Below are 25698 nucleotides of genomic sequence, written 5' to 3'. Positions count from 1 at the left end.
CTCCCTTGTCCCATGCCTTCGACCTGGTCAGGCATGACTCGCTTCTCCGGAATCGCCGGAGGTTCGGGCAGGGATCATTCTTCCGCGTCCCGGCCCCTCCCATATGGGAACGGCCCCGGTCAGTGCTTCAACAGTGGACAGCTCACGTCAAGTGACGGTGAACGGGCGGTGGGCTCCTCCTGGAACGCTCACCCCTCGGCCACCTCCTGGGTTGCTCGTGCCGGGCGCCGGTACGGCGATGCGGTGTCATAGGCCTGGTCGGCGCGAATGTACGGCGGCCGCCCTGCCGAAGACCGTTCTCGAAGGCCGCCGTCGAACGCCGTCGACCACCGCCAGACCGTACGACTCCCCGCCAGGCCGTCCGACTCCCCGTCAGGGCGGGACTCCCCGTCAGGGCGGACGATGTACGGGGCCGCCTGTCGCTACCTGCTACCGCCCTTCACGGCAGCTTCGTCCACGGCCCCGGAGCGTGGTCGTCCTTGGGGATCCACAGCGAGGGCTGGAGCTCGCGCAGCCGCGGCGTCGCGCGGGGGTCCCAGGGGAACCGGCCCGCGTTGTCGGGCCAGACCACCTCCATGAAGGGCAGCGGAGGCCTCTGGTAGAAGTGCAGCGCCATGCCGAACAGCGACCGGTACCAGCTCTGGTCCACGTTCCTCGTGACGACCGAGTAGTTCCTGATGACGTCGTCCCGTTCCTGGTCGGCCACGAGACCGTTCCCGGCGGCGATCTCGTCGGCGAGGGTGTTCAGGCAGTCCCGCATGACCTCGATGTCCAGCCCGAACATGGCCGTCTCGGGGGAGCGGAACGTGTGCCACAGCCCGACCGTGAACGCCCACCCCGGGCCGTCCTCGTCCTCGGGAACCATGATCACCACCCACCCGCGCTCACGGACCTTCCGCATGGTGTCGCGGTCGAACTCATCCAGCTCCACATCGTGCGCGACGCAGAGGAGACACTGACAGGTGAGCTGGTCGAACATGATTTTGAGCGTACTGGCCGCCCCGCCCGTCACCTCAACAGGGCCCACCCGACCGAGCCGGCTCCCCGGATCCGCAGGGCTCCCCGGATCCGCAGGGCTCCCCGGATCCGCAGGGCTCCCCGGATCCGCAGGGCTTCACGGGTTCCAGCGCGGGTGAGCACACGGCGGGGTCCTCACAGCACCGTCAGTCCACGGACGGCGAGAATGGCGGCGGCTTGGCTGGAGCTGATGATCGCGCCGGTGAGGGCACGGAGCTGCCCGTCGTCGACCTCGCCGAGGTCCGCGCCCCGCAGGTCGGCCTTGGTGAACCTGGTGTCGACCACCCTGGCGCGGATGAGGCGGCAGTCCGTGAAAACGGCACCGGTGAAGTCACAGGAGGCGAGGTTGGCCTCGTCGAACCGGATGCCCTCCAGCTCGTGCTTACGGAACGAGCACCCGGACAGGTCGGCCAGGGTGAGGTTGGAACGGGAGAGGAAGAAGGACGTGCCCCGGGCCCCGGTGAGGCGGGCCCCGATCATCCGGCAGCCGGTGAAGTTCACGTCGGTCAGCAGCGCGTTACCGAACTCGGCACCGGACAGGTCGGCGTTGACGAAGGTCGCGTCGGTCAGTTCGGCACGGCCGAACCTGGTCTTCGCCCCTCCGCCGCCTTCGAACCGGGCGCCTTCGAGGTCGGAGCCCCGGAAGTCGGTCTCGTCGAGCACGCATTTCTCGAAGACGTGACCCGCCAGATCGGCCTCGCTCAGATCGGCCCGCGTCAGGTCGCAGTTCGTGAAACGGTACGGCTCCGCCGCCAGAACATCGGTCAGCGCCATCCCCGAAAGGTTCAGGCCCTCGATGTTCCGCTTCTCCGCCAGCAGCTCTGTGACGTCCATGCCGAGCATCCAAGCAGACGCTCGGCCCATCCTCGACCCGGAGCCACCGCCCGACCTCCCCCGCGCCCGCCCGCCCCGAACCTGCCCCGAACCCATCCCGAACCCGCCCGAAACCCACCTGGAACCCGCCCGGGACCCGCTCGGGATCCGCTCCGGAGACATCCCGGCGGGCGTACGGCGGACCCGGATCGGGGGCGGCCGAAATTGTCGGTGGGCCCTTCTAACCTGTGAGAACAGGTGAGAACAGGGATCCCGCCTGACTCTCTGACCCCCGATGACCTGAAAGGGCCGACAGCGTGACGACGGAGAACGAGACCATCACCGGTGAGCGCGCCGAGCTGCGGTGGACGCTGGCCAGGCAGCGGGGTTTCCTGCGCCACACGGTCGCCGGCCTGACCGACGAGCAGGCGGCGCTGCGCACCACCGCGAGCGCACTCTGCCTGGGCGGCCTGATCAAGCACGTGACCGACATCGAGGCCAGGTGGATGCGCTTCGCGCTCGGCGACACCGAGGCGATGACGGGCGGGGAGTCCGACTGGGAGAACCGCTTCCGCATGCTCGAGGGCGAGACGCTGGCCGGCCTGCTCGACGCCTACGAGGAGGTGGCCCGCAGGACCGACGAGCTGGCGGCGACGCTCGACCTCGACGTCTCCCACCCGCTGCCGCCGGCGCCGTGGTTCGAGCCGGGCGCGCGCTGGTCGGTGCGCCAGGTCCTGCTCCACATCATCGCCGAGACCTCCCAGCACGCGGGCCACGCCGACATCATCCGCGAGTCCCTGGACGGCTCCAAGACCATGGGCTAGTGCGATGACCACCTGCTCTCACCGGCTGTGCGCTGTTCCTGGGCGCCGGTCCGGCGAGTGCTGACACACAAGCGTGCTCGGCGCCGACCCGGTGCCAGAAACGTGCTGCGGTGACGTTGTCATCCTGGAAGGCGACCTCCCATGCGCCCGGGTGCCGGGCGAGGACTTCCCGGACCGCGCGCAGCCCGATGCCCGTTCGTCGAGCGCCGCGCGCGGATCACCCGGCAGGACGGCATCTCGCCTTTCCTGGCCCGCGCGGGGCGAGCCCCGCCACCGCGTGAAACGGGCCCCGCCACCGTGCGGAACGGGCCCCGCCACCACGTGGAATGGGCCTCACCACCTGTGCGGGACGGGCTACGCCGCGAACGCTCGCGCCAGCGTGTCGCCGAGCAGACGCCCCGCCTCCTCCGGGCTTCTGCGCCCCGCGACGACCTCCTCGTTCGCCCCGAGGGCGAGGGCGCGGATCATCGCGTATCCCCAGTCCGGCGGCAGGTCGGCCCGTATCTGCCCGAGTTCGTGCGCGGTCACGAGCCAGGCGAGCAACGGCTCGTCCGGGGCGGGGTGCTTCAGGGGATCCTCGACGACCAGGTCGCGATGCGCGTCGAGAAAGCGATAGCGCTCACCGATCGCGACGATTCCGGTTCCGAGCCGGCGCAGGATCGCCGTGGCCGTACCGCCCTCGGCGATGGCGGCGGTGACGGTCGCGCGTTGTTCCTCGATGACCACCGCGAAGAGCGCGCGGACGAGGTCCTCGCGCGTGGAGAAGTTCCGGTAGACGGTGGTGCGGCCGACGCCGGAGGCGTCGGCGACCTCCTGGATGCTCGCCTCGGGTCTCTGGCTGAGCACGCGCATCGCGGTGGCGAGCACGGCCTCCCGGTTCCGCCTGGCGTCGGAGCGAAGGGGCTCCTTCTTGTTGCTCATAGGGAAGGTTAGCCATGTCGGCGAAGAAGTGGAACACCCGTGTACCAAGTGGTACGGTCATGTACCGCTTCGCATCCCCACTTCCTGCCCGGAGTTCCCCGCCATGAGCACACCCGACCTCCACCGGCCTGTCACGCCGTCTCCGAAGGGCACCGGCCATTCGCCGCCGGAGGACACCGGCCACCCGTCACCGGAGGGTGCCGATCGCCTGTCTCCGGAGGGCACCGGCCACCCGTCACGGCGCCGACACCGGCTCACCCTCCTCGCCGTCGCCCTCGGCGTCATGATGGTCAGTCTCGACGGCACCATCGTTCACGTCGCGAATCCCACCATCGCCAAAGATCTCGGCTCCTCCCTGGCGGGCCTGCAGTGGGTGACGAACGGCTATCTCCTCGCGCTGGCCGTCGCGCTCATCCTCGGCGGGAAGCTCGGTGACCGCTTCGGCCGGCGACGTGTCTTCGTGATCGGTGTCGCCGGCTTCGCGCTCACGTCGCTCGGCTGCGCGTTGTCGGCCTCGACCGAGATCCTCGTCGCGTTCCGCGTGCTCCAGGGCCTCAGCGGCGCGATGCTCGTGCCGAACACGCTCGCCATCCTGCGGGCGACCTTTCCGCCGGCCGAGCTGAATCGGGCGATCGGCGTCTGGGGAGGCGCCTCCGCGCTCGCCGCGGCCTCCGGCCCGATCGTCGGAGGCCTGCTCGTCGAGCACGTCTCATGGGAATCGATCTTCGTTCTGAACCTGCCGCTCGGCCTGGTGGCGGCGTTCTGCGCCCTGCGATGGGTACGGGAGACCCGCGCGACCACGCGCACCGGAGGACTCGACCTGCCCGGGGTGACGCTGCTCTCCGGTGGCCTGCTCCTCGTCGTCTGGTCGTTGATCCGGACGCAGGAACACGGCTGGACCTCCCCGTACGTGCTCGTGCCCGGTGTCGTGGGCCTCGTTCTCCTCGGGCTGTTCGTCCTGCGGGAGCGCAGGGCGGCCGACCCGCTGCTGCCGTTGCCGCTCTTCCGCTCCCGCTCGCTGTCGGTGGGGGTCGCGCTCGTCGTCTCCGGCTTCTTCGCGCTGTACGGGGTGCTTTTCTTCGTCGGCCTCTACCTGCAGAACGTGCACCACTACAGTCCCGTCGAGACGGGGGTACGGATGCTGCCGCTCACCGCGGTGTTCGCCTTCGGCGCGCCGCTCGGCGGCCTGCTCACCGAGAGGTTCGGTCCCCGGTGGCCGCTGTTGTCCGGCATGCTCATGCTCGCCGGCACGTTCTACGGCCTCACCGGCCTGGAGGCGGACTCGCCCTACGGCGAGCAGTGGCCGTACTTCGTCATCCTCGGACTGGGGATGGGTCTCGTGACCGTGGCCTCGACCGAGGCGATCGTCGGCAACGCGCCCATCGAGCACGGCGGTGTCGCCGGGGGGCTGCAGACGACGGCGAACCAGCTCGGCGGCGTGCTAGGCACCACCGTGCTCGGATCGGTGGTCATCGCCGCCGTCGGCAGCGGGCTGCCCGGCGCGCTCGACGCCGCGGGCGTGCCCGGGGAGGTCGCCGCGTCGGTGGCCGCGAACCCGGGAATCGTCGGGCAGGGCCTCACACCGGTCATCCCGGGAACGAGCGATCGAATCATGGCCGCCGTCACCGACGCCTCGACACGGGCGTTCATGGACGGCCTGCACGCGGCGATGTGGGTGGGCGTCGGCGCCACCTTGGTGAGCGCGCTGCTCGCGCTGCTCATCCGGCGACGCGAGTTCGGAGAACGCGGCGAGTAGGACATGAGCACGGGGACGCGGAGGGTGGAAGGCACGGGGCCCGGCGCCGACCGGACCGGTCGCGGCGTCAGCCGGGGTTTCGGCGCCGGGAGAACCAACCCGTCCCTTCCCTCACGGAGCCTCGGCTCCTTTACGGAAGCTGGGCGGGGCCTTCCGTCTTCTCTTCCGGCACCTCGGCGGAGTTCTTCGCGCCGCTTCCACCGGCGGGGTCGATGTGTCTCATGAGGGCCCGCAGTCCCTCCAGCACCTCGGCGCCGGACGGTGCCTGCTCGGGGTCGGTCAGCCCCTGCATCATCATCCCGGACAGCAGGGCCAGCTGCACCGAGCCGAGGGTGCGCACGGCGCTCTCCGGGAGCTTGTCCTCCTCGATCCCCAGCAGGATCGAGGCCAGTCCCCGGCGCCCTTCCAGCTGCCCCGCGGCGAGATACTTCCGGAGCTCCGGCGAGTGCTCCGCCTGTGAGAGCGCCTCGACGCTGGCCATCCACAGCTTCCTGTGGGTGCCGAACGACTTCAGCAACCGGGTCCACAGCGCCTCGTACCGCTCCGCCGGCGTGGCGGTCCGGTCGTCGTAGACGGAGGAGGCCGTCTGCCCGGTCTCCAGCCCCCACTCGTCGATCGCCTGGATGAGCGCCGCGTTCAGCAGCGCCTCCCGGGAGCCGAAGTGGTAGCCGATGGCCGCCATGCTGACCCCGGCCGCCGCCGCGATGTCGCGGACGGTCGTCCGCGCCCATCCCTTCTCCTCCAGGCAGCGCCTCGCGCCGACGAGCAGGTCCTCGCGATTTCCCATATCGGGATGCTACTTGCCCCGCGCGCGACGCCCTCCCCGCCTTGCGCAAACGACTTAGGCGAACGTCTTAGGCATATGCATTGCGCAAATGCCCAAATCATCTGTACCGTCATGACGGACAAGGAGCGCGGGGGTGTGCGAAGCCGTAAAACCCCTGTGTCATGAGCGGTGCGGAGGAGAGAACCATGAGCCGGAACGTCGCGACTGAGACGGTCACCCCGGTGCGGGCCGAGCTGGACATCGCGGGCCGCCGCCTGTCCTACGTCGACTTCGGCGGGCCGGGGCGTCCGCTGCTCGCCCTGCACGGGCACCTCTCGGAGGGGGCGAGCTTCGCCGTCGTCGCCGCCGGGCTGGCCCCCGAATGGCGGATCATCGCCCCCGATCAGCGCGGCCACGGCGACTCGGACCGGGCCGCCGACTACTCCCGAGAGGGCTACCTCGCCGACATCCTCACCCTGCTCGACCACCTCGGCCTCGACCGGGTGGCCATCGTGGGGCACTCACTGGGCGGCATCAACGCCTACCACCTCGCCGCCCGCCACCCCGAGCGGGTCGCCGCCCTCGTCAACGCGGACGCGCCGGTCGCCCTCGGCCTCGACGGGGAGTCCAACCCGCTGGCGTTCCTGGAGCGTCTGCCGTACCGGGCGCCCACCCGCGAGGCGCTGATCGAGGCCCTCGGCGAGGCCGCTCCCTACTTCACCGAGACCCTGAGGGAGAACCCCGACGGCACCTGGCGGCTGCCCTTCCACCCGCAGGACATGCTCGCCTCCGAGGAGCTCAACCGGGGCGACCACTGGGCCGCCTGGCTGGCCACCACCTGCCCCGCCCTCGTCATCCGGGGCACCGAGGGCAGCGTCATCCCCGCCGACCAGGCCGAGGCCATGGTCACCCGCCGCCCGAACACCCGCCTCGCCGAGCTCCCCACCGACCACTTCGTCTACGCCAACGACCCGGCGGGGTTCGTCCGGGCCGTGGGCGACTTCCTCGCCTCCTTGGAGTTCACCGGCTGAGTCCGGATCGGGGCAGGCCGATTTCTCGTGGAACAAATGATTCCGTTCCGCTATACTTGAGGCCAGCGAGCTCCCCGAAAGGAAAAGCGATGAGCATCAAGCCCTTCCGCGTCGAGATCCCCGAGTCCGATCTGCGGGATCTGCGTGACCGGCTGGCGCGGACCCGGTGGAGCGGCGAGGTTCCCGGCCAGGGCTGGAGCCGCGGCGTGCCGGTGGACTACCTGAGGGGACTGGCCGAGTACTGGGCGGACGGCTACGACTGGCGCGCGGCCGAGGCGAGGCTGAACGAGCTCCCGCAGTTCACCACCGAGATCGACGGGCAGAACATCCACTTCGCGCACGTCCGCTCCACCCGGGAGGACGCGATCCCGCTGATGCTCCTGCACGACTGGCCCGGATCGTTCACCCAGTTCACCGAGGTCGCCGGGCCGCTCTCCGAGGACTTCCATCTGATCGTCGTCTCCATGCCGGGCGTCGGATTCTCCGGCCCGCTGAGCGGTCCCGGCTGGAACACCCGCAGGATCGCGACCGCGTACGTGGAGCTGATGGACCGTCTCGGTTACGACCGCTACGGCGTCCAGGGCGGTGGCGGCGGCGCCGACATCGCCACCGAGACGGGCCGCCGGGCGCCCGAGCACGTCATCGGCGTCCACGTCAACGGTTTCATCACCTTCCCCTCCGACGACCCGGCCGACTTCGCGGACCTGACCGAGGGCGAGCGGGTACGGCTGGCGCGGCTGCAGAACTTCCGCGACGACATGATGGGCTTCAACGTCCAGCAGTCCACCCGCCCGCAGACCCTCGCGTACGGCCTGCACGACTCCCCGGTCGGCCAGCTCGCCTGGATCACCGAGAAGTTCAAGGAGTGGACCGACCCGGCCGCCGAACTTCCCGAGGACGCCGTCGGAAAGGACGCCCTGCTGACCAACGTCAGCGTCTACTGGTTCACCGGCACCGCGGGCTCCTCGGCCAACCTCTACTACGAGAACGCCCATGACCCCGCCGCCTGGGCCCCCAAGGAGCGCGGCACCGTCCCCACCGGCGTGGCCGTGGCCCTGCCCACCGACATCGCCATCCGCCGCTACGCCGAGCGGGACAACACCGTCGTCCGCTGGACCGAGCTGGAGCGCGGCGGCAACTTCCTGTCCCTGGAGCAGCCCGAGCTGTTCGTCACCGACGTCCGCGAGTTCTTCGCCAAGCTCGCCTGACCCACCGAACCGGACAGCGGGGAACCGAGGGCGTCAGGCCTGCCAGAGGGCGGCGAGTCGCCGGGTGGTCAGCCGGGCCGGTACGGCGCGCAGCAGCATGTCGCGCAGCCACGCGGTGACGCCGGTCTGGGAGGTCAGCCGCGACTGCCGGGCCGCCGCGCGCATGATGCGGTTGGCGCTGGGCCTGCGCTCGGCGTCGTAGGCCAGGAACCGCCGGGCGACGTCGGCCGCTTCCCCGCCCGTCAGGTGGCGGGTCAGCGCGGCGGCGTCCTCGAAGGCCTGGCTGGAGCCCTGGCCGAGGTCGGGGGGCATGGCGTGCGCGGCATCGCCGAGGAGCGCGATCCGGCCGACGGCGAACGAGGGCAGGGGTTCGGCCAGGCGGGCGATCGGGTCGACGTAGATGTCGGCGGGCGAGGTGGCCTCGATCAGCGCGGGGACGAGGGGATGCCAGTCGGCCGTCAGGGACAACATCTGCCGGCGTCCCTCGTCCGCGCCGGGCGGCGGGCCGTCCAGGAGGGAGTCGGTGAACCAGTACAGACGGTCCTCGCCGACGGGGAACAGACCGAACATCGCGCCGGTGCGGCGGTCGACCAACTGGCTGACGAGCAGGTCCGGCGCCATGCCGGGAGGGCGAGGTAACATGCCGCGCAGGTCCATCCGGCCGGTCCGCCGCAGCCCCAGGTGACCGGGGAACAGCTGTGCGCGCAGCCTGCTGCCGATGCCGTCGGCCGCGACCACGGCGTCCGCCCTCGCGACGGGCTCGCCTTCGCTGATCACCGTCACCCCGGTGGAGTCGGGCTCCAGGCGCTCGACCGAGGTCGCGGTCCGCACCAGGCCGGCGGGCAGCGGGGCACGCAGCGCCCGGTGCAGTTCCGTTCGGTCGATCATGGCGGGGGTCCCGACCACCTGCAGTGCTCGGTCCAGGTCGCTGACCAGCAGCGGTCGTCCGAGCCGGTCCCGCAGTCCCCCCTGGGGGGCACGCATGTCGTGCCCGCGGAGGCTCTCGGCCAGTCCCAGCGTGTCCAGCGCGCGAAGCCCGTTGGGCATGACCACGATTCCGGTGCCCGCCTCCCGCAGTTCGGCGGCCCGTTCGAAGAGTGTCACCTCGTGGCCTGTGCGATGCAGTCCCACCGCGGCCGCCACTCCTCCGAGCCCGGCACCGACCACCACGATCCTCATGAGGCCTCCCGCTCATTCACTACGATCGTACTAAGACGATTATTGGTAGCATGGCTCCATGCCGCCTACCAATCCGGCCCGTCGCCAAGCCCTGGCCGACGCCTCCATCGAGCTGCTGGCGTCCTCGGGCGTGCATGGGGTGACCCACCGCGCGGTGGAGAAGGCGTCGGGCCTTCCGCCGGGTACGGCCTCGAACTACTTCCGCAGCCGGGAGGCGCTGCTGGTGGCCGCCGCGGAGCGCATCGTCGAGCTGCATCTCGCCGACACCGACCGCGCCACCGACCGCGCCACCGACGAAGCCGCCGACCAGGCCGTCGAGCGGCCCGCGAGTCTGGTCGACCTGTTGACGGAATCACTGCTCACGGCGGCGACCACCCTGCGCGACCGCTATCTGGCGATCTTCGAGCTGCAGCTGGAGGCCACCCGCCGACCGGTGCTCGCCTCGGCGCTCGCGAGCCTGGAAGGCGCCGCGGTGCGGATCACCGCCGGACAGCACGGCAAACTCGGCCTCACCACTCCCCGCGCGACGATCTCCGCTCTGATCACGTTCTACGCGGGCGCGCTGTTCACCCTGGTCACCTCACCGCCGGGGAGCGTCAGCAGGGAGGCCGTCCAGGAGATGGTCCAGGTCATCGTGCGAGGCTGCGGCATACCCGAGGAGGAGTCCGGCCTCGGGGAGCATCGGCACAGCGGACATCCGTGACAACGATCACCGAAACCCGCGCCGCAGTGTCCTCCGGGTCGTCCGCCGGTGACCGTGACGGGGTCACGGGCGGCGGCCCTGGACCCGGTGGTCCCAGGCCGCGACGCCGGACCTCCACGCCCAGGCCGCGATGCCGACCCGGTTGGCCACCCCCTACTTCGGGGCCGCGCTTCCCTGGCCGGTACTGAACCTGATCCTCTGCCTGGCCGGAGGGGTGCTGTGGGCAGGCGCGGCACTGGCCTTCCAGCGGCGCACCGGCGACTCTTGCGGTGCCTGCGGCCGTTCCGAGCACGGAACCGCCACCTGGACTACCCCCGCCTCGGCGGCCAGATGGGGCCGCTGGGCCGCTTACGCGGCCTTCGTCATCCCCCTTTCTACGCCGCGATCCGCTGGGCGTGGGCACTGAACATCCCGCCGCCGACCGGCCACGGGTCCCAGACCCGGCGTCCAGGTTGGGGCGTTCACTTGCCGGGGTGACACGCCGCGCGTGGCCGGGGCGTCGCGCACGGCGGGAGCCGAAGCACCCGGCGGACCGGGGAAAACACGCCGGGCGGGCGCGGTGTGCGCCCGCCCAGCGGTCCGGGAGGTTGTCGGCCCGCTCCCGGGAGGTCGTCGGCCGGTCGTGTGGCGGCCGGAGGAGTCGGTCGTGTGGAGGTCAGGGGAGGGTGGGCAGGTAGCGGGGGGCCTTGCGGGCCTGGGTGGCCTGCTCGTAGGCATAGGCGTAGCCGAGGAGTCTGGCGTCGGCGAAGCGGGTGCCGATGAAGGAGACACCCAGCGGCAGGCCACCCCTGGTGTATCCGGCGGGCACGCTGATGTGGGGGTACCCGGCCGCCGAGGTGTTGGTGCTGGAGTTGACGAAGGCGTTCTCCCCGCCGCCCTGGTAGTCGATCTTCGGGGCGGGCAGGTCGGTGGGGGTGACGACGGCGTCGAGCCGGTACTTCGCCAGGAGGTCGTCGATGGAGCGGCGCGCCTGAGTGGTCACGGTGTCGCGGTGCTCGCGGTAGACGGGGTTGGACAGGTCGCCGTCGGTCTTCTCGGCCATCTCGAAGATCTCCTGACCGAACTTCGCCAGCTCGGTCTTGGCGTGCTGCTTGTTGTAGGCGATCAGCTCCTTCAGGCTCCTCGGGTGCTCGCCCGGGGTCGCGGCGAGGTAGGCGTTCAGGTCGTGCTTGAACTCGGTCAGCACGGCGGGGTACAGGTGCTCCGCCACGGCCTTGTCGTCGGTGAGCACGTCCGCGCCCTCGACCACGATGGCGCCCAGGTCCCGCAGCCGCTTGACGGTCGCCTCGAAGACCCGGTCGATGTCAGGATCGATGCCGACGTGTCCCTTGCGCCACACCCCGATCCGCTTGCCGCGCAGCGCGTCGCGGTCGAGCACCGTGCGGTAGTCGGCGGGCAGCTTGCCGGCGGCCTGCGCGCTGTCCGGGTCGGCGGCGTCGGGGCCGTAGATCGCCAGCAGGGTCAGCGCGGCGTCGGTCGTGTTGCGGGTGATGGGGCCAGGGCTGTCGTGGCGCGCGGTGATGGGCACGACACCGGCTCTGCTGACCAGTCCCAGCGTGGGCTTGACCCCCACGGTCGAGGTCATGCTCGCCGGGCACACGATCGAGCCGCCGGTGTCGGTACCGATCGTCACCGCGGCCAGGCTCGCCGCCGCGGCCGCCGCCGAGCCGCTGGAGGAGCCGCAGGGGCTGCGGTCGAGGACGTAGGGGTTGTGGGTCTGGCCACCGGTCGCGCTCCAGCCCGCGATGGCGGCGGGGGAGCGGAAGTTGGCCCACTGCGTCATGTTCGCCTTGCCGAGGATGACGGCTCCGGCCTCGCGCAGCCGCCTGACCAGGAACGCGTCCTTGGCCGGGCGGGCCCCCAGCAGGGCCGTGGAGCCCGCCGTGGTCGGCTGCCGGTCCGCGGTGTCCATGTTGTCCTTGAGGAGGACCGGGATGCCCTCCAACGGTCCGCGCGCCTTGCCGGAGCGGCGTACGGCGTCGCTGCGCCGGGCCAGGGCCACGGCGTCCGGATTGACGGTGACCACCGCACCGAGGCGGGGGTTCAGCTCCTTGATGCGCCGCAGGTAGACCTGGGTCAGCTGTTCGGAGGTCAGCCGTTTGCCGTTCATGGCCTGTTGGAGATCGAGGATCGTGACTCGCTCCAGGTCCAGGCCCTTGGCCGTCGCGGAGGTCGGCGGGGCCTCGTCGGCGTGGGCGGCCAACGGGGTGGCCAGGCAGACCGAGGCGAGGGCGGCGGCGACCGCCGTACGGCGCAGCGGAGTGGAGACGGCGGGGCGCATGGTGGTTCCTTGTCATAGGGCTGAGAGGGTGCGGCCGGGAGGGACATCGGCGCACGTGGTGCGGCCTTTTGGCCGGTGTTCAAAACCCTACGAACGGGATCTCGCCGAGACGACGTTGCTGGCTGCCGAACCTCCGGTAGCGCCTGCCATACCGTCGGGGCGGCGCCAGGTCTGCTCAGAGACGACGAAACGGGCAGGCGAAAGGCGCGGCCGGCCCGCGGCCGCCCCTGGGACGGTCGCTTCCGTGATGGCCGCTCCTGGGACGGCCGTTTCCGCGAACTGCCGCGACGGTCAGCTCTCCAGGTAGTGCAGGACCGCGGCGACCCTGCGGTCGACCTGGTCGGTGGGGGCGAGGTCGAGCTTGGCGAAGATGCTGCGGATGTGCTTCTGCACGCCGCCGTCGGTCACCACCAGGCGCTGGGCGATGGCGGTGTTGCCCAATCCCTCGGCCATGAGGGCCAGCACCTCGCGCTCGCGGGCGGTCAGCCGTTCGATCGGGGCGTGGCGGCGGGTGAACAGCTGGGCGACCACCTCGGGGTCCATCGCCGTCCCGCCCGCGGCCACCCGGTGCAGGGCGTCCAGGAACTCCTCCACGTTGCCCACGCGCTCCTTGAGCAGGTATCCCACCCCGCGGGTCCCCTGGGCCAGCAGGTTCGTGGCGAAGGCCTGCTCGACGTAGGCCGACAGGACCAGCACCGCCAGGTCGGGGATCAGCCGCCGGGCCTCGACGGCGGCCCTGATGCCCTCGTCGGTGTGGGTGGGCGGCATGCGCACGTCCACCACCGCCACATCGGGCCGGTGCTCGGCGACCGCCGCCAGGAACCCGTCGGGTTCGGAGGCCGCGGCCACCACCTCGAATCCCTCGCCGGTCAGCAGCAGCACCAGGCCCCGGCGCAGCAGCGCGTCGTCCTCGGCGATCACGATCCGCACGGTAACTCCACTTCGATGGTCGTCGGCCCGCCCGGCGGGCTGGTCAGCGTGATGGTTCCGTCGTGTGCCTCGACCCGGCGGCGGATACCGCCCAACCCGGTACCGCCGGCTTCCGAGGCCCCGCCCTTGCCGTCGTCGCTCACCACCACGCGCAGCGGGCCGCCGTCGCGGCGTACCTCGACCACAACTTTCCGCGCGCCGCTGTGTTTCGCCACGTTGGTCAGCGCCTCGGCGACGACGAAGTAGGCGGTGGTCTCCACCGACAGCGGCAGCTGCCCCAGGTCGTCGGCGGTCAGGGCGCACGGGACCGCGCTGCCCGCGGCCAGCGCGCTCAGCGCCCCGGACAGCCCCCTGTCCTCCAGGATGGGCGGCAGGATGCTGCGGACGACCCCGCGCAGTTCGGCCACCGCCTGCTCGGCGGCGCTCTGCGCCTCGTCGAGCGCCGCCCGCGGCCCGTCGAGCGCCAGGCCCGTCGACGCCGCCTCCCGGGCCAGCGCCCGCTTGGCCACGGCGACCGTCACCACGACGGCGACCAGCCGGTTCTGCGCGCCGTCGTGCAGCGCCCGCTCGATCCTGCGCAGCTCGGCCGCGTGCGCCTGCAGGGCGCCCGCCCGCGTCGCGGTGAGCCGGGCGACCTGCCGCGACAGGTCGATCGACGGATGCGGGCGCAGCAGCCGTACACCGGGCAACGCCTGCAACCTGGCCATCCGCGGGGCGAGCACGACGGCGATCACCTGGACGACCACGGCCGCCAGGGCGGCCACCAGCACCGCGGGAAACGTGGTGAGCGGCAGGTCGTAGCTGGTGACCTGGTTCTCCGGGGGCAGCAGACCCCACCACAGCGGGAACGACGCGTCCCGCAGGGTCATCGTCGGCATCAGCACGGCGACGACGCCGAGCACCAGCCCGAGCGTGGCGTGCGCGGCCACCCAGCGCAGGTCACGGAAGGTCGCCGGGTCACGGCGGGCGGCGCGCATCCTGGCCGTCCAGCCCGTCGCCGTGTCCTGCCGCAGGTAGGGGGTGACGACCTCCAGCCCCCAGCGGTTGAGCCGGCCGCGTTCCCGCTCGGCCACCGCCCTGGTCAAGGCCAGCATCGGCGGGATCATCAGCAGCCCCACCCCCACGACGCAGGCCACGGCGACCATGACCCACAACGCGAGAACCATGAAGGCGAGAATCGCGGTGCCGAGACCTCCCGCCAGGCGCTCCAGAGCCTCGAAGGCGTCCCTGCTCACCTGCCCAACCCTAGGCTGAGGCGAGGACCGTTTCATTCCACCCTGCACTACCATCGACCGGGCAGGCTACGGCATTTCCCCAGGCGGAAGCGGTTTCTAGGCTGATCGGTATGAACGACCCCTACCGCGTCACACCCGCCGCCCAGCCGCGGCCGTCCGCCTCGCCGATCGCCCCCTCCCACCGGTCCGGGCCGCCGAGCGGCGGCACCGCGCTCCGCGTGATCCTGTGGATCGGCTTCACCGTGTGCGCCGTCGTCAACATCATCGGCAACAGCGTCGGTGGCGTCGCCAAGGACGTCGGCATGGTCGCCGGAATCCTCTCCGTCTGCTCCATCGCGGCCCTGATCGCCCACCACTACACCCGGCGCCGTCCCTGAACGACATCCCTCTCAGCGCGACAGGCACGGCGCCCCAGCCGCCCTGCCGAGCTCTCACCGGTGTCACATCACCGACGTCGCCGAGGTCCCGGCCGGGTGGCACTCAGCCATGTAGGCATATGCCGGTAAAGGCTTATAAGGCTTATAAGCAGGTGAGGCTGTGTTGATGCCTGGCTGCGCCGGGTGGGCCCCGTCCAGCCCACCCGTGAGACGCCCCCTTCGGTGATGCCGCCGATGCCCACCCGTCACCCCGCCGTGGCGGGCTTGTCCGAGATCCGTTCCCTCAGCCAGGTGAGCCGAGCTCGAACCAGATCACCGTCCCCATGGAGTCACGGTGGAATCCCCACTGGGTGGCGAGACTGTTGACGAGCGCGAGCCCGCGTCCCCCCGTGGCGTCCGGCCCTGACTCTCTCGGACAAGGGATCTTCAGGGAGCCGGAGTCCTGAACGGTGACCAGCACGCCCCGGGCGACGAAGGACACCGTGATGAGAAACTCCCGTGAGCCGGAGGTCGGTCCGGCGGAGTGTTCGATGGCGTTGGTGGCGAGCTCGCTGGTGAGAAGCACCGCGTCGTCACGGAGCGGATGGCTGTCCCCGAGCAACCCGGCCACGAAGTTCCGGGCGGGCCTGACCTGATCCGGGGTCGCCCTGAAGCGCCGGGAGAACAAGGGGCGATGTGTGGATGCCGGGTCCAGAGGTGACGACCACCCCATGTACGGGCGGGACAGATCCACGGAGTCACCGGCCATCGTGCGGAGCCGGTCACCGAACGCGCCCACGAGCACGGACAGAAAGCGCCCTGCCATCTCATCGCCCCCTTCGGTCGTGCTCTTGATGGCTTTTCGGGTGCGGCGCCGGAAGGGACGCCGCTCTGGGGACGGGGCGTGGCCGTCGAGCGGTGGGGGTGCCACGCGGGTAAGGATCGAGGTGGAGACGGCAGTCCTCGATCCGCTGGATCTGCACGGCCAGCTCGCTGGGACTACCGGCTTCGACCAGGCCGACGCGCTGTCGGCACCAGGCGGGGGAAAGCGCCCACCACCGCCCGGTCGCCGGGCCGTACCAGAGGTACCAACCGGTGAACCGACATGCCAGCGCGCGGATCGTCTCCTGAAACACCGCGTCCGCGGTGCCGTTCACCGCGACGGGAAAACCGCTCTGAATTCGAGGCGGAGGATTCCCGGCATCTCCTCCAGCGGACGACGGACTCATGTCTCGATCTCCCGATCGAGTGCGTTCAAGGCCCTGTTGCTCATGGTGATCTCCACCTCCGCGATCCGATCTGTCGAACGTGCTGACAGCAGATCGCGCGACCTGATTTGCTCGCAACGACCAGCAAAAACAACGGGAGGTGTGCGAATGGCCACGGAGCGAAAGGGAAAGCCAGGACGACCCGTCAAAGTCCTCGACCCCCAAGCGTCCCTGCTGGCTGCCCTGGGGGCTAAATTGCGCGAGTTGCGAAAGGCGCGCGAACTGACGCTGATGGAGCTCGGGGAGCTCACCGGATACTCCTGGCAGCACCTCGGCGCCGTGGAACGCGGCTCGGTCGCCCCCTCGGAGTCGGTGATCGTCGCCTGCGACACCGCCCTTGGCGCGGGCGGAGCGCTGAACGGCCTGCTCCCCGCCGTCATTCGCGAACAGGCTCATCTGCGCCACAGCGGTGAGGCGGCCCGCCGTTCCGGCGAGGCCCAGGAACTCGACGTCGACTGGGGACGCCTGAGCGCGTGCGGCACCCACGCCTCCACGCCGACTCCCGCCGTACTCGACGACATCGAAGCGATCACAACGCACCAACGTCGCCTCTACCACGAGCTGACGTCGGCCCAGATGCTCGTTCCGGTCGACGGCCACCTCGGCCTGCTGCTCTCCGTCCTCAGAGCTCCCGTGCCGGATCGCCTGCGACGCCGTGTCGCCTCCGCCGCCGGAGAGGCAGCCGGGTTCTCCGCGTGGATCTGGTTCGATCTCGGCGACCACTTCAAGATGGGCCGACGGTACGGCATCGCCCTGGATGCCCTGGCCGAAGCGGGCGACGCCGGCCTGCGCTCCTACGTCAGCGCCTACCGGGCCGTCACCGCCGACGCGGCGGGACGAGCCGGCGAGGCCGTACGTCACGCCTCGGCGGCTCTGGATGTGGCGGGTCGTTCCGTCACCGGGGTCACCGCGGCCTGGTTCCACGCCGTCAACGCCACCGCCCACGCTCACGCAGGCGACGGCCGTACGGCCCTCGCCGAACTCGGCAGGGCACACACCACCCTGGAGCGGGCCGGTGAGGAACGCGACGAGTGGATGTACGACTTCGACCACGAACGGCTGCTCGGCTACGAGGGCAATTGCCTCCTGGAACTCGGTCGGCACTCCGAGGCCGCCCGCTCCTTCGAGCGTGCTTTCGGCGGCGTTCCCGCCACATGCGTCCGACGGCGGGCGGAGATCGGTGTGGACCTGGCCCAGGCACTTCTCGGTCAAGGCGAGACAGCCGAGGCCGTACGGCTGGCCCAGGAGTCGATCGCCGTGTTCGCCCGGCGAGGCTCCACCTCGGGTATGTCACGGGTGCGGCGACTCCGGGATCACATGGTCGGCCACGGTCATACGGTGGCGGCTCGCGAACTGGACGACTTCGTCCGAACATGGAAAGAGTGACTCCTATCCCGGCTGAACTCGTCGCCCGTGCCACCGTCTCCTACGACGCGCTTCAGACGGTCGGTGAGACCGTCTACTGGATCGAGAGGCGCTCCGACGGAGACGTGCTCGTCGGCTGGACGGCCGTTGACGGTCCGCGGGACGTCCTGCCGGAGGGGATCCACGTCGCCTCCCGCGTCCACGAGTACGGCGGAGGCGCCTACCTGGCCACCGAACGGGACATCTGGTTCTGCCACGCCGAAGACCAGCGGATCTACCACGTTCGCGACAACGGGGCCCCGGTCCCCGTAACCCCTCCTCCGACTTCGTCGGCCGCCCTCCGCTACGCGGACCTTCGCCTCCTTCCGGGCGCCGACATGCTCGTCTGCGTCCGCGAACGGCACGAGGGCCCGACTGCCCGGGACGTTCACAACGAGCTCGTCGTCCTGCCGGCCGACGGCTCGGCCGAACCGCGAGTGATCGCTTCCGACGACGACTTCTACATGTCCCCAGAGCCCAGCCCCGACGGCAGCTGGCTGGCCTGGATCTCGTGGAACGCCCCGCTGATGCCGTGGGACGGCTCCTGCCTGTGGCTGGCCGACATCGCCCCCGATGGCGCTCTCACCGATGTCCAGCTCGTCGCCGGAGGTGATGACGAGTCGGTGTGCCAGCCGCAGTGGAGCCCTGACGGGACACTGCACCTCGTCTCCGACCGCTCCGGTTGGTGGAACCTCTACACCTGGCACGACGACCGCCTCAACCCGGTGATCACAGGTGAGTTCGAGGTCGCGGCGGCGCCGTGGGAGTTCGGCTACCGCACGTACGCCTTCCAATCCGACCAGATCGTGGCCACCGTCCAACGAGGCCCGCGACATCACCTGATGACGAGACACCCGGACGGCTCCCTGGAACCGGTGCCTCTGCCGTACACCTCGATCAAGCCCTACCTGGCCGTCACCGGTCGGCGACTCGCCCTCATCGGCTCCGGCCCCACCAAGCTCCCCACGGTGGTTCTGACTGATGGGGACGGCTCCACCCACGAACTGACCGACCCGGGTCTGGACCTCGACCCCTCATCCCTGTCACAGCCCGAGCCCTTCACCTTCCCCACCCGCGACGGAAGAGAGGCGTACGGCCTCTACTACCCACCCACGAACGGCGGCGACCAATCGCCACCCCTGCTCGTTCGGGCTCATCCCGGCCCGACAGCGAACTGGCCCATGCGCCTGGACCTCCACGCCCAGTACTTCACAAGCCGAGGCGTCGCCATCGCCGACGTCGACTATCGGGGGAGCACGGGGTACGGCCGCGCGTACCGTCTGCAGCTCCGCCATCGCTGGGGAGAATCGGATGTCACCGATTGCGCCGATGCCGCCCTGCACTTGGTGTCTGAGGGGCGTACGGATCCGGGACGAGCGATGATCTGGGGAGCCAGCGCCGGCGGCTACACCGTTCTGCGAGCTCTCACAATGAACTGCACGTTTGCTGCGGGGATCGCCAGATCCGCGATTATCGACCCTATGACTTGGGGCAGCGTTGCGCCTAAATTCCAAGCTCATCATGCGGATCTGCTTCACCGTGATTATCCCCATGGAACAGGCGAACCCGAAATCGGCAGTCGATGTTCACTGCTTCTGATCCATGGGGATGAAGACGATGTAACTTCCTTAGAGCAGGTTCAGGCTTTTGCCCAGCGCATGAGACATGCCTCATGTCTGATCACCATCCATGGAGCAGGACATGCCTTGCGCAAGCCTTCGGATATTCAGCGCGTTCTATCTCTGGAGCTGGAGCACCTTCGTTCAGGTAAGGTTATAAACAGGTCATAAGCGAAACTGCAGAGCTTGCCTGGTGGTCGCTGCTTCCGAACGATGTCAACTGATCTTGGAGAGGTTCTTAGGAAATAGCTGATGGCGAATGTGTTCTTCTTGGCCGCGGAAAGCTTTGAACTCTCCAAGCTTGAACTTGCGGCTGCGGGAGCCCTCTATCGTCTCAATCTCAAAGTCCAGCTCCAGGTGCCTAAGGCGGCGTTCGACATCTTCGACACGCATTTCGAGGCCAGTTGCCTTGGCGATCTGGCTGAGAGTGAGATGGGTTTCGCTGTCGCGAAGTGCCTGGTAGACGGGGTCATGGACTGACTTGGTCCGCTGAAGAGGTTCCGTCTCGTGCAGGAGCGCAGCCTTGACGGCCTTGCCCAGGGCTTCGGCGACCGGCGGAGGGAAGGCGTTGCCGATCTGGCGGTAAACGGATGTCTTCCCTCCTTCGAACTTCCAATTGTCCTCTGGCTTCCAGCCTTGGATGAGGGCAACCATTTCGCACGTCAGTTTCGGGCCGACTTCGAAATGACTTCCTCGGGTTGGCGGGCTGTCGGCCACGCCCATAGCGTCGACGCCCATCAACTTCCAAGCAGCTTTCGCTCTCGTCGGGCCAAGGTCGGCCCCACCGTGTTTCTTAGATCCACCTACGATGGTTGGCGCGATCTTGTTTGCTTTCTCGGCCCAGGAACCTGCCTCTTCCCACCCTTCGGAACCCATGAGTTCACGGAGCGTTTCACCAACCGTAGGCGGTGTACCGGAGGGTTCGGGCCAGTGGAAGTAGGGGGCGTCCTCTTCCTGGAGTGCGATGAGAACAAAGCGGGGACGCAACTGCGGCACTCCGAAGTCGGATGCCTGCAGAAGCTTCCATTCCGCGATGTAGCCAGAGCTATGAAGCTCGTTGAGGACATGCTGGCGGTAGGCCGCGAAGCGGTGCATACTCAGGCCGCGGACGTTCTCCAGCATGATTGCGCGAGGTTTCAGGATGCCTACCTGCTCTATCGCCCATGCGAAAAGGTCGCGTTCGTCGTTCGCGCCAAGCTGCTTGCCCGCAATGGTGAACGGCGGGCACGGCACACCCCCAGCCAGGAGGTCGATCGGCTCGCAACCGGATTGCTCGTCGCCCGGGGCGTAGTCAGCCGGGTTCCATACACTGAGATCAGCGACATCGCCCTGCTCGATCTTCCAGCCCGGCCGGTTGCGCCTGAGGGTCCTGACTGCGTTGGCGTCAAGCTCGATAGCCAGCTCATGTTCGAATCCGGCCTTCTCAAGGCCTAGAGCTTGGCCGCCCGCGCCAGCGCAGATCTCAATGACGCGAAGCTGCCGTTCGCTCACAATAGGTCCTTTCATCTACGGGTATACCGCACAGCCAAGTCGCCAGATGTATCTTCCCGGAGAAGACAGCGACTGGTGGGAACATGACGAAGAGAAGCAGTGATCAAGTCCGGAAGGAGGCCCACGCCAAGGGCCTCTACCCTGCGCCGCTCAACGAGGGGCGTTCGCGGAACATGCGGGCGAACCGGAGAGCCGACACCAAACCGGAAGTGGTGTTGCGCAGTGCTCTGCACCGTTTGGGCTACCGGTATCGGAAAGATCTGCGACTTGATGTGGGAGGCGTGAGGGTCCGGCCTGACATCGTTTTCACCGCCCGGAAGGTGGCGGTGTTCGTCGATGGATGCTTCTGGCACGTCTGCCCGGAGCACGGGCGGCAACCAACGGTGAACGAGTGGTACTGGACACCGAAGCTGCGTCGCAACATGGAGCGCGATGTGACGGTCAACGCTGCTCTTGAGGCTGCTGGCTGGAACGTGGTCCGGCTGTGGGAGCACGAGCCGCTCGCGTCTGCGATTGACGCGGTAGTGGCGGCGGTGCGCCCCAGCTGTTCCGAACATGCCAGCGAATCTAACGGGTTGACCGATATTTAGCGAGACCGGACCAGTATGGGGCGAAAGGGGCGGGCTAGCTCATAGCGCTGGGACTGCGGGCCGGAGCGACGGTCTCGCAGCTGTTCAGGTGTGGTTACCTGGCGCAGGAAGTCTCCACCTTGGCACGAGATGCATGCCCGGTCCCAGTGCACCACCGTGAGATCGCCCAAGGGCGGATTGGTGGAACCTAGGGTTTCAGCCACGACGGCCGTGTTTTCCCGGCTCCGGAACGCAGCAAGTGATCTTCCTCGGGTACCCAGCCGATCAGGTCGGGTATGCCGTTCTGGACGACGTCGGCGGGTACGTCGAAGCGCACTGACTCCCAGCGGCCGAGGGAAGAGGTGTCAGCTGGCACGTGATGAGTAATCCACCGCCCGTCGAGCGTGCCGATGGCATCAGCTTCCTTGCCCGTCCCAACAAGAACGATCACCAGCCGCCACTGCGGATCGGTGAGCATGACCTCGAACTCGTTGCGCGACAGATAGAGGGTAAGGCGCCCCCTGCGCGTGGTCGATTTAACCTCAAGGTTGAGCCGGAATCCCTCATCATCTACGGCCACGTCGTACCCCAGGCCGTCGGCGTACTCCGCTACGTAGCTGACAGCCAGGCACCCGAGGTCTTGAAGGAGTCGTACAAGTGCCTGTTCTCCGGCCGAGCCGATTTCCTGCCGGGAGGTGGTATCCACTTTTCCCCAGGCCGCCCGGACCGCTGCCAGCGTCTCCCGAGGGTCCAGCCCCAGAACCTCACCCGCCATCACAACATCCTCAGGAAGATCATCGGATGTGGTGATCAGCTGGTCGGCGTCCCGGAGCCAGAGGGGATCAGCCTGGGCAACCGCTGTCTTCAGCAAGGCCAGCTCCATTTTGTTGGAGACAGTGCTCAACCGGCCTTCGCTGGTCACCATCCCCGTATGGCGCAACCAGTCCAGTGCGGCTCCGTACTGGGTCATGGTCAGGTCCGTGTATTCAGGATGAGCCGCGAACAGGGCCTGAGCGCGAGCCACTGACGAATGCCGGAGGTGTTTCAGCCAGTGCAGGGAGGCCCTCAGGACAGCGTCAGGAGGCAGAGGAGACATTCAGGTATCCAAGCAATGCCCGTACGTCAGCCAGGTCCATGTCACCGCCAACGGCCGGTTCCTCCTGCAGATCAGCGAGTTGTTCCACTTCGGGATCATCAAGGATCGAACCCATGAAGCGCAGCTTGGTCTCCAGGCGCCGTTCCACGACGTCGTCAATCGTCTCCTCCGAGGCAAGGATGGTGACATTCGTGATGGTTTCCCTGTGGAGCCCCAGGCGATGAATACGGTCCAGGCTCTGGAGATAACGTCCGGCTGCGAAGTCCCGGTCCACATAGACAGCGTCGTGGCAGACCTGGTGCAGGCTGATGCCCTCGCCGAGGGTGGCGGGGTTGGACAACAGGACCATGCAGTCGCTGTCCTCACGGAACCGCCTGATCTGCTCTTCCCTGTCCAGGGTGCCACCGTGGACCATCGCGGGATCATAATTCCTGAACATGGACTGCATAGTGGTCAGGCTTCTGACGAACGTCGACCACACGATAGTCTTTCGCCCTGCTTCGGCATTGGCGGCCACAATGGAGAGGGTCTCTTTGTACTTCGGAGACAGCTCGTGGTCGGGAAGATCGCGGAGGAGCTGTTCCAAGGTGGCACCTGACGGAACCTCGATGGGCGGGACTCGGTAGTTCAGAGGTTCATACCTCGTGGTGCCCATGGTGATGAGTGCGGGACTCGTCGCGGCCATGAGGAGGTACATCACCACGCGCCCGAGTGCTTCGAAGTTGTTCTGGGATCCCGCCGCTCGTGCGCTCATCACCCCGGTGAGCGCTTGATAGATCTCCTTGTGCAACGGCGGCAGGCTCAGCCGCCGGATGCGTGTCGTGACGGGAGGAAGGTCAAGCTCCTTCTTCGTGGTGCGGGTGAAGAAGGGACGGAGGACCTGGCTGGCGTACCGTAGATCCCCACCCGCGATAGCTCGGCTGACCGTTTGCCTCCCCTGTCCCGGCAGGACGAACGCGAAAAGGTTCTGAATGTCCTGCACGCCGTTTGGCGCCGGCGTTCCGGTGAGGATCAAACGTCTTCTGGCCCGGGGGCCCAGCGCGAGGCACACCGAACCGTAGACCCCAGAGGGGCCACGTTTCATACGGTGCGCCTCGTCCAGAATCATCATTGACGGCTCGGTGGTGAGCCACTTCGCCAGCGCGGTTTCGTTGGCCGACAGCCGTTCGTAGTTCACGAGTATCAGCTCGGCACTGGGATCAAGCTTTCCTTCGAGAACTTGAAGGCGCAGCGGCGTAGAGAAGCATTCCTGGTTCTCGAACTGCCAGCTTTCGTATGACGACTTGGGGCCGACCACGAGCAGGCGTTGAACCTCTCCTCTGGCACGGAGCACTTGGAAGGTCGCCAGGCCAACCCGTGTCTTGCCGGCGCCGGGCACGCTGAAGTTGGCGCCGTGCCCGAGAGAGAGAAGCTTGATGATGTCACGCGACTGGAAAGCAGTCAGATTTCCCTTCCAGCCGGAGAGGTCCAACGCCTGCTGAAGATTCTGTTCTGTCAGAAGCCCGGAAGCGGGGGCTGCACCTTCCAGTTGGGCTTCTGCTTCGACAGTCGCCTGGTAGCTGTCCCGCACCAGGTTTGCCAGCTCCGGCTGCCACTCCACGTCTTCGGAGGGCCACTGCCCCAGCTCACGCAGGTTGACCAGGAGGTCGTCGAGCTCAACCTCGACAAGGCTCGGCCCCTTCTGCATGGCCGTACGGAAGCGTGGTGTGAGCTGGCGCAGGTCGGCCGCGTAATGCTCTGAGGACTTCAGGAGAACTGCGGTTCCGGACACCTCAAGTTCGAGCCGGAGACTTGGCACGCTAACTCTTACCTCCGGTCCGTGGTCGCGTTCTGCAGCCAAAGCAGTCCTTCGCCAGCTTGGGTGACACCGCGGGATGCCTGCTGTGCGAGCTTCCTGAGAGTGTCCCGCAGGCCCAGGATTGCCTCATCGAGGGCTTCGTTGTCGAGCAGGCCCTGGCTCCGGGCCTGGGCGATGTCATCGATACAGGAACGCAGCAGGTCGTTCGCGTCGCTCACCCGCTCCGGGGCCGCGAGCGTGCGCTTGCGCAACCTGATATCACGGCCGGCGGTGTCGAGGCCAGCCTCGACAGCTTTGTTGGCCACAGTGATCACCCTGTGCGCTTCGGTGATTTCTTGCGGGGTTAGCTTGGCCGCCGCTGCTGTCTGGGCCTTGGCCTTGAGGACGATGTCCGTGGTCGCGCGCGCCTTGCTGATCTTTGCTGAGACGTTGCGCACGCTCATATCGATGCCAGGGATCTTCACTGTGGCAGGCGTCGTGCTAACCGTGGGCTTGAGCTCGGGGGCGAGCTTCGGCTCAAGGTATTTCTCGGTGAAGTTTTCCTCGATGAGTCGTACGTCGGTCTTGCTCTTCCCCAGCAGGATCGCGAGTAGTCTGGCTTCCTTCAGGGAGTCGGCCTTTTCCTGGTCTTTCGCATTTGTGTACGCTCGGTGAAGCTCCTTGAGCTTTTCCTGATCGTTTTCAAAGTCGATCAGCCGCATGCTTGCGGTACTTCCATCCGGCAGCGTCACGCTGCTGCGGTCGATCGCCTCACGGATGAAGCTTAAGATCCATTGGGCTTGCTGAACGGTTTTCTGGTGAACCCGGAAACTTCTCGCGATCTCCACTACGCCACGGCCTCGGCCCCCCTCCTCCTCGATCGCGAGCAGCCAGTTGATGTAGGAGTAGTCACGGCGGTGCTCCTTGCGGAGCTGGAGCTCCAGCTCGACGGCGCCGATGTCCTGCCAGGACCAGTCGTTGGGCAGGACGCCAACGCGGATGTTGGGGTAACCGAGGCCCTTGAGCGCCGCACGACGAGTGTTGCCGTTGACCAGGATGCCTGTGGGCGTGATGATTCCCGGATCCTTCTGCCCGTACTCTCTTAAGTCCTCCTGGAGGGCGGTGAACTCGGGATCCTCACGGTCCGGATCGGCGGGGTTGGCCTTGAGGAGGTCGTGCAGGTAGTCCTGGCTCTCCGGACTCCACGGGTCAGTTGTCAGATGCGCATCACGAGCGGGGTCGTGTTCCCGCTGCGCGCGGATGCGGTGGGTCTCCGGGTTGTAGTAGAGGAGCTCGATGGGCACGTCGATGACGTCGATGCTCAGCGGGCGTCCCCGCCACTCGATAGTGACGGATTCTCGTGTGCCCTGCCCTCTCTGGACCTCGGTCAGCCGCTGCACTACCAGCGACCTGACATCCTGACCGCTGGGCGGTTCCGGCAGGGCCATGGAGGA

Annotated in this window: 23 protein-coding genes; 10 read left to right on the top strand and 13 right to left on the bottom strand. The window is 68.2% G+C overall.

Annotation, left to right across the window (positions count from 1 at the left end; all coding sequences use genetic code 11):
• Positions 1–439 precede the first annotated feature (439 nt).
• Together AB0N02_RS12250 and AB0N02_RS12245 are read right to left on the bottom strand one after the other, a co-directional pair.
• Positions 440–979, bottom strand: a complete 540-nt coding sequence (locus AB0N02_RS12250; RefSeq protein ID WP_363945205.1) for a DUF4262 domain-containing protein — start codon at positions 977–979, stop codon at positions 440–442.
• Between the two features lie 173 nt (positions 980–1152).
• Positions 1153–1851 carry a pentapeptide repeat-containing protein gene (locus AB0N02_RS12245; RefSeq protein WP_363945203.1) on the bottom strand — a complete coding sequence of 233 codons (699 nt, stop codon included), beginning with the start codon at positions 1849–1851 and terminating at the stop codon, positions 1153–1155.
• Positions 1852–2147: 296 nt separating this feature from the next.
• On the opposite strand from AB0N02_RS12245, the gene AB0N02_RS12240 reads away from it, so the two are divergent.
• Positions 2148–2654, top strand: a complete 507-nt coding sequence (locus tag AB0N02_RS12240; RefSeq protein WP_363945201.1) for a DinB family protein — start codon at positions 2148–2150, stop codon at positions 2652–2654.
• 354 nt (positions 2655–3008) lie between these two features.
• Here the strand turns inward: AB0N02_RS12240 and AB0N02_RS12235 are convergent, their stop codons facing one another.
• A complete protein-coding gene (locus tag AB0N02_RS12235; RefSeq protein WP_363945200.1) occupies positions 3009–3575 on the bottom strand; it encodes a helix-turn-helix domain-containing protein in 567 nt (188 codons plus the stop codon).
• Positions 3576–3678: 103 nt separating this feature from the next.
• Here AB0N02_RS12235 and AB0N02_RS12230 point away from each other — a divergent pair, with 103 nt between their 5' ends.
• Positions 3679–5331: an MFS transporter gene (locus AB0N02_RS12230; protein WP_363945199.1), complete on the top strand. Its 1653-nt coding sequence runs from the start codon at positions 3679–3681 to the stop codon at positions 5329–5331.
• Positions 5332–5461: 130 nt separating this feature from the next.
• Here the strand turns inward: AB0N02_RS12230 and AB0N02_RS12225 are convergent, their stop codons facing one another.
• The gene (locus AB0N02_RS12225; protein WP_363945198.1) at positions 5462–6118 is read right to left on the bottom strand and encodes a TetR family transcriptional regulator; all 657 of its coding nucleotides are present in this window, start codon (positions 6116–6118) and stop codon (positions 5462–5464) included.
• 185 nt (positions 6119–6303) lie between these two features.
• Between AB0N02_RS12225 and AB0N02_RS12220 the strand changes: the two genes are divergently transcribed.
• Positions 6304–7128: an alpha/beta hydrolase gene (locus tag AB0N02_RS12220; RefSeq protein WP_363945196.1), complete on the top strand. Its 825-nt coding sequence runs from the start codon at positions 6304–6306 to the stop codon at positions 7126–7128.
• Positions 7129–7217: 89 nt separating this feature from the next.
• A complete protein-coding gene (locus AB0N02_RS12215; RefSeq protein ID WP_363945194.1) occupies positions 7218–8336 on the top strand; it encodes an epoxide hydrolase family protein in 1119 nt (372 codons plus the stop codon).
• A gap of 33 nt (positions 8337–8369) precedes the next feature.
• On the opposite strand, the gene AB0N02_RS12210 is transcribed toward AB0N02_RS12215, so the two are convergent.
• A complete protein-coding gene (locus AB0N02_RS12210; RefSeq protein ID WP_363945192.1) occupies positions 8370–9515 on the bottom strand; it encodes an FAD-dependent monooxygenase in 1146 nt (381 codons plus the stop codon).
• 58 nt (positions 9516–9573) lie between these two features.
• On the opposite strand from AB0N02_RS12210, the gene AB0N02_RS12205 reads away from it, so the two are divergent.
• Positions 9574–10218, top strand: coding sequence for a TetR family transcriptional regulator (locus AB0N02_RS12205; RefSeq protein WP_363945190.1), 645 nt, complete (start codon positions 9574–9576; stop codon positions 10216–10218).
• Positions 10219–10348: 130 nt separating this feature from the next.
• Positions 10349–10624, top strand: coding sequence for a hypothetical protein (locus AB0N02_RS12200; RefSeq protein ID WP_363945189.1), 276 nt, complete (start codon positions 10349–10351; stop codon positions 10622–10624).
• Positions 10625–10873: 249 nt separating this feature from the next.
• Here the strand turns inward: AB0N02_RS12200 and AB0N02_RS12195 are convergent, their stop codons facing one another.
• The 3 genes from AB0N02_RS12195 to AB0N02_RS12185 all read right to left on the bottom strand — a co-directional run bounded on the left by AB0N02_RS12195 (position 10874) and on the right by AB0N02_RS12185 (position 14664).
• Positions 10874–12499: an amidase gene (locus AB0N02_RS12195; protein ID WP_363945188.1), complete on the bottom strand. Its 1626-nt coding sequence runs from the start codon at positions 12497–12499 to the stop codon at positions 10874–10876.
• 291 nt (positions 12500–12790) lie between these two features.
• Positions 12791–13429 carry a response regulator transcription factor gene (locus AB0N02_RS12190; RefSeq protein WP_363945187.1) on the bottom strand — a complete coding sequence of 213 codons (639 nt, stop codon included), beginning with the start codon at positions 13427–13429 and terminating at the stop codon, positions 12791–12793.
• Positions 13417–14664, bottom strand: coding sequence for a sensor domain-containing protein (locus AB0N02_RS12185; RefSeq protein WP_363945186.1), 1248 nt, complete (start codon positions 14662–14664; stop codon positions 13417–13419). Before AB0N02_RS12185 ends, AB0N02_RS12190 begins: the two co-directional genes overlap by 13 nt.
• A 110-nt stretch (positions 14665–14774) precedes the next feature.
• Between AB0N02_RS12185 and AB0N02_RS12180 the strand changes: the two genes are divergently transcribed.
• Positions 14775–15041 (top strand): hypothetical protein, encoded by a 267-nt coding sequence (locus tag AB0N02_RS12180; RefSeq protein ID WP_363945185.1) that lies wholly within the window; start codon positions 14775–14777, stop codon positions 15039–15041.
• A 283-nt stretch (positions 15042–15324) separates the two neighbouring features.
• Here AB0N02_RS12180 and AB0N02_RS12175 read toward each other — a convergent pair whose 3' ends face one another.
• Complete coding sequence (locus AB0N02_RS12175; RefSeq protein WP_363945184.1) at positions 15325–15846, bottom strand: ATP-binding protein; 522 nt, start codon at positions 15844–15846, stop codon at positions 15325–15327.
• Between AB0N02_RS12175 and AB0N02_RS12170 the strand changes: the two genes are divergently transcribed.
• Positions 15752–17674: a helix-turn-helix domain-containing protein gene (locus AB0N02_RS12170; RefSeq protein ID WP_363945183.1), complete on the top strand. Its 1923-nt coding sequence runs from the start codon at positions 15752–15754 to the stop codon at positions 17672–17674. The two genes, AB0N02_RS12175 and AB0N02_RS12170, sit on opposite strands and share 95 nt — an antisense overlap.
• Positions 17662–19482, top strand: a complete 1821-nt coding sequence (locus AB0N02_RS12165; protein WP_363945181.1) for a prolyl oligopeptidase family serine peptidase — start codon at positions 17662–17664, stop codon at positions 19480–19482. The genes AB0N02_RS12170 and AB0N02_RS12165 overlap by 13 nt, the downstream gene beginning before the upstream one ends.
• Positions 19483–19527: 45 nt before the next feature.
• Here AB0N02_RS12165 and AB0N02_RS12160 read toward each other — a convergent pair whose 3' ends face one another.
• Positions 19528–20802 carry a DNA cytosine methyltransferase gene (locus AB0N02_RS12160; protein ID WP_363945179.1) on the bottom strand — a complete coding sequence of 425 codons (1275 nt, stop codon included), beginning with the start codon at positions 20800–20802 and terminating at the stop codon, positions 19528–19530.
• A gap of 83 nt (positions 20803–20885) precedes the next feature.
• Here AB0N02_RS12160 and AB0N02_RS12155 point away from each other — a divergent pair, with 83 nt between their 5' ends.
• Positions 20886–21392, top strand: coding sequence for a very short patch repair endonuclease (locus AB0N02_RS12155; protein ID WP_363945177.1), 507 nt, complete (start codon positions 20886–20888; stop codon positions 21390–21392).
• Positions 21393–21579: 187 nt separating this feature from the next.
• Here AB0N02_RS12155 and AB0N02_RS12150 read toward each other — a convergent pair whose 3' ends face one another.
• The 3 genes from AB0N02_RS12150 to AB0N02_RS12140 form a co-directional block, all read right to left on the bottom strand.
• Positions 21580–22341 (bottom strand): DUF3883 domain-containing protein, encoded by a 762-nt coding sequence (locus AB0N02_RS12150; protein WP_363945175.1) that lies wholly within the window; start codon positions 22339–22341, stop codon positions 21580–21582.
• A gap of 106 nt (positions 22342–22447) precedes the next feature.
• Positions 22448–24265: a DEAD/DEAH box helicase gene (locus tag AB0N02_RS12145; RefSeq protein ID WP_363945174.1), complete on the bottom strand. Its 1818-nt coding sequence runs from the start codon at positions 24263–24265 to the stop codon at positions 22448–22450.
• An 8-nt stretch (positions 24266–24273) separates the two neighbouring features.
• Positions 24274–25692, bottom strand: coding sequence for a hypothetical protein (locus AB0N02_RS12140; RefSeq protein ID WP_363945173.1), 1419 nt, complete (start codon positions 25690–25692; stop codon positions 24274–24276).
• Positions 25693–25698 lie beyond the last annotated feature (6 nt).

This window comes from Streptosporangium sp. NPDC051022 (genome assembly GCF_040683035.1).
GTDB lineage: Bacteria > Actinomycetota > Actinomycetes > Streptosporangiales > Streptosporangiaceae > Streptosporangium.
Note: the sequence above shows the minus strand (reverse complement) of the source record. Positions and strands in the feature narration are given on the sequence as shown.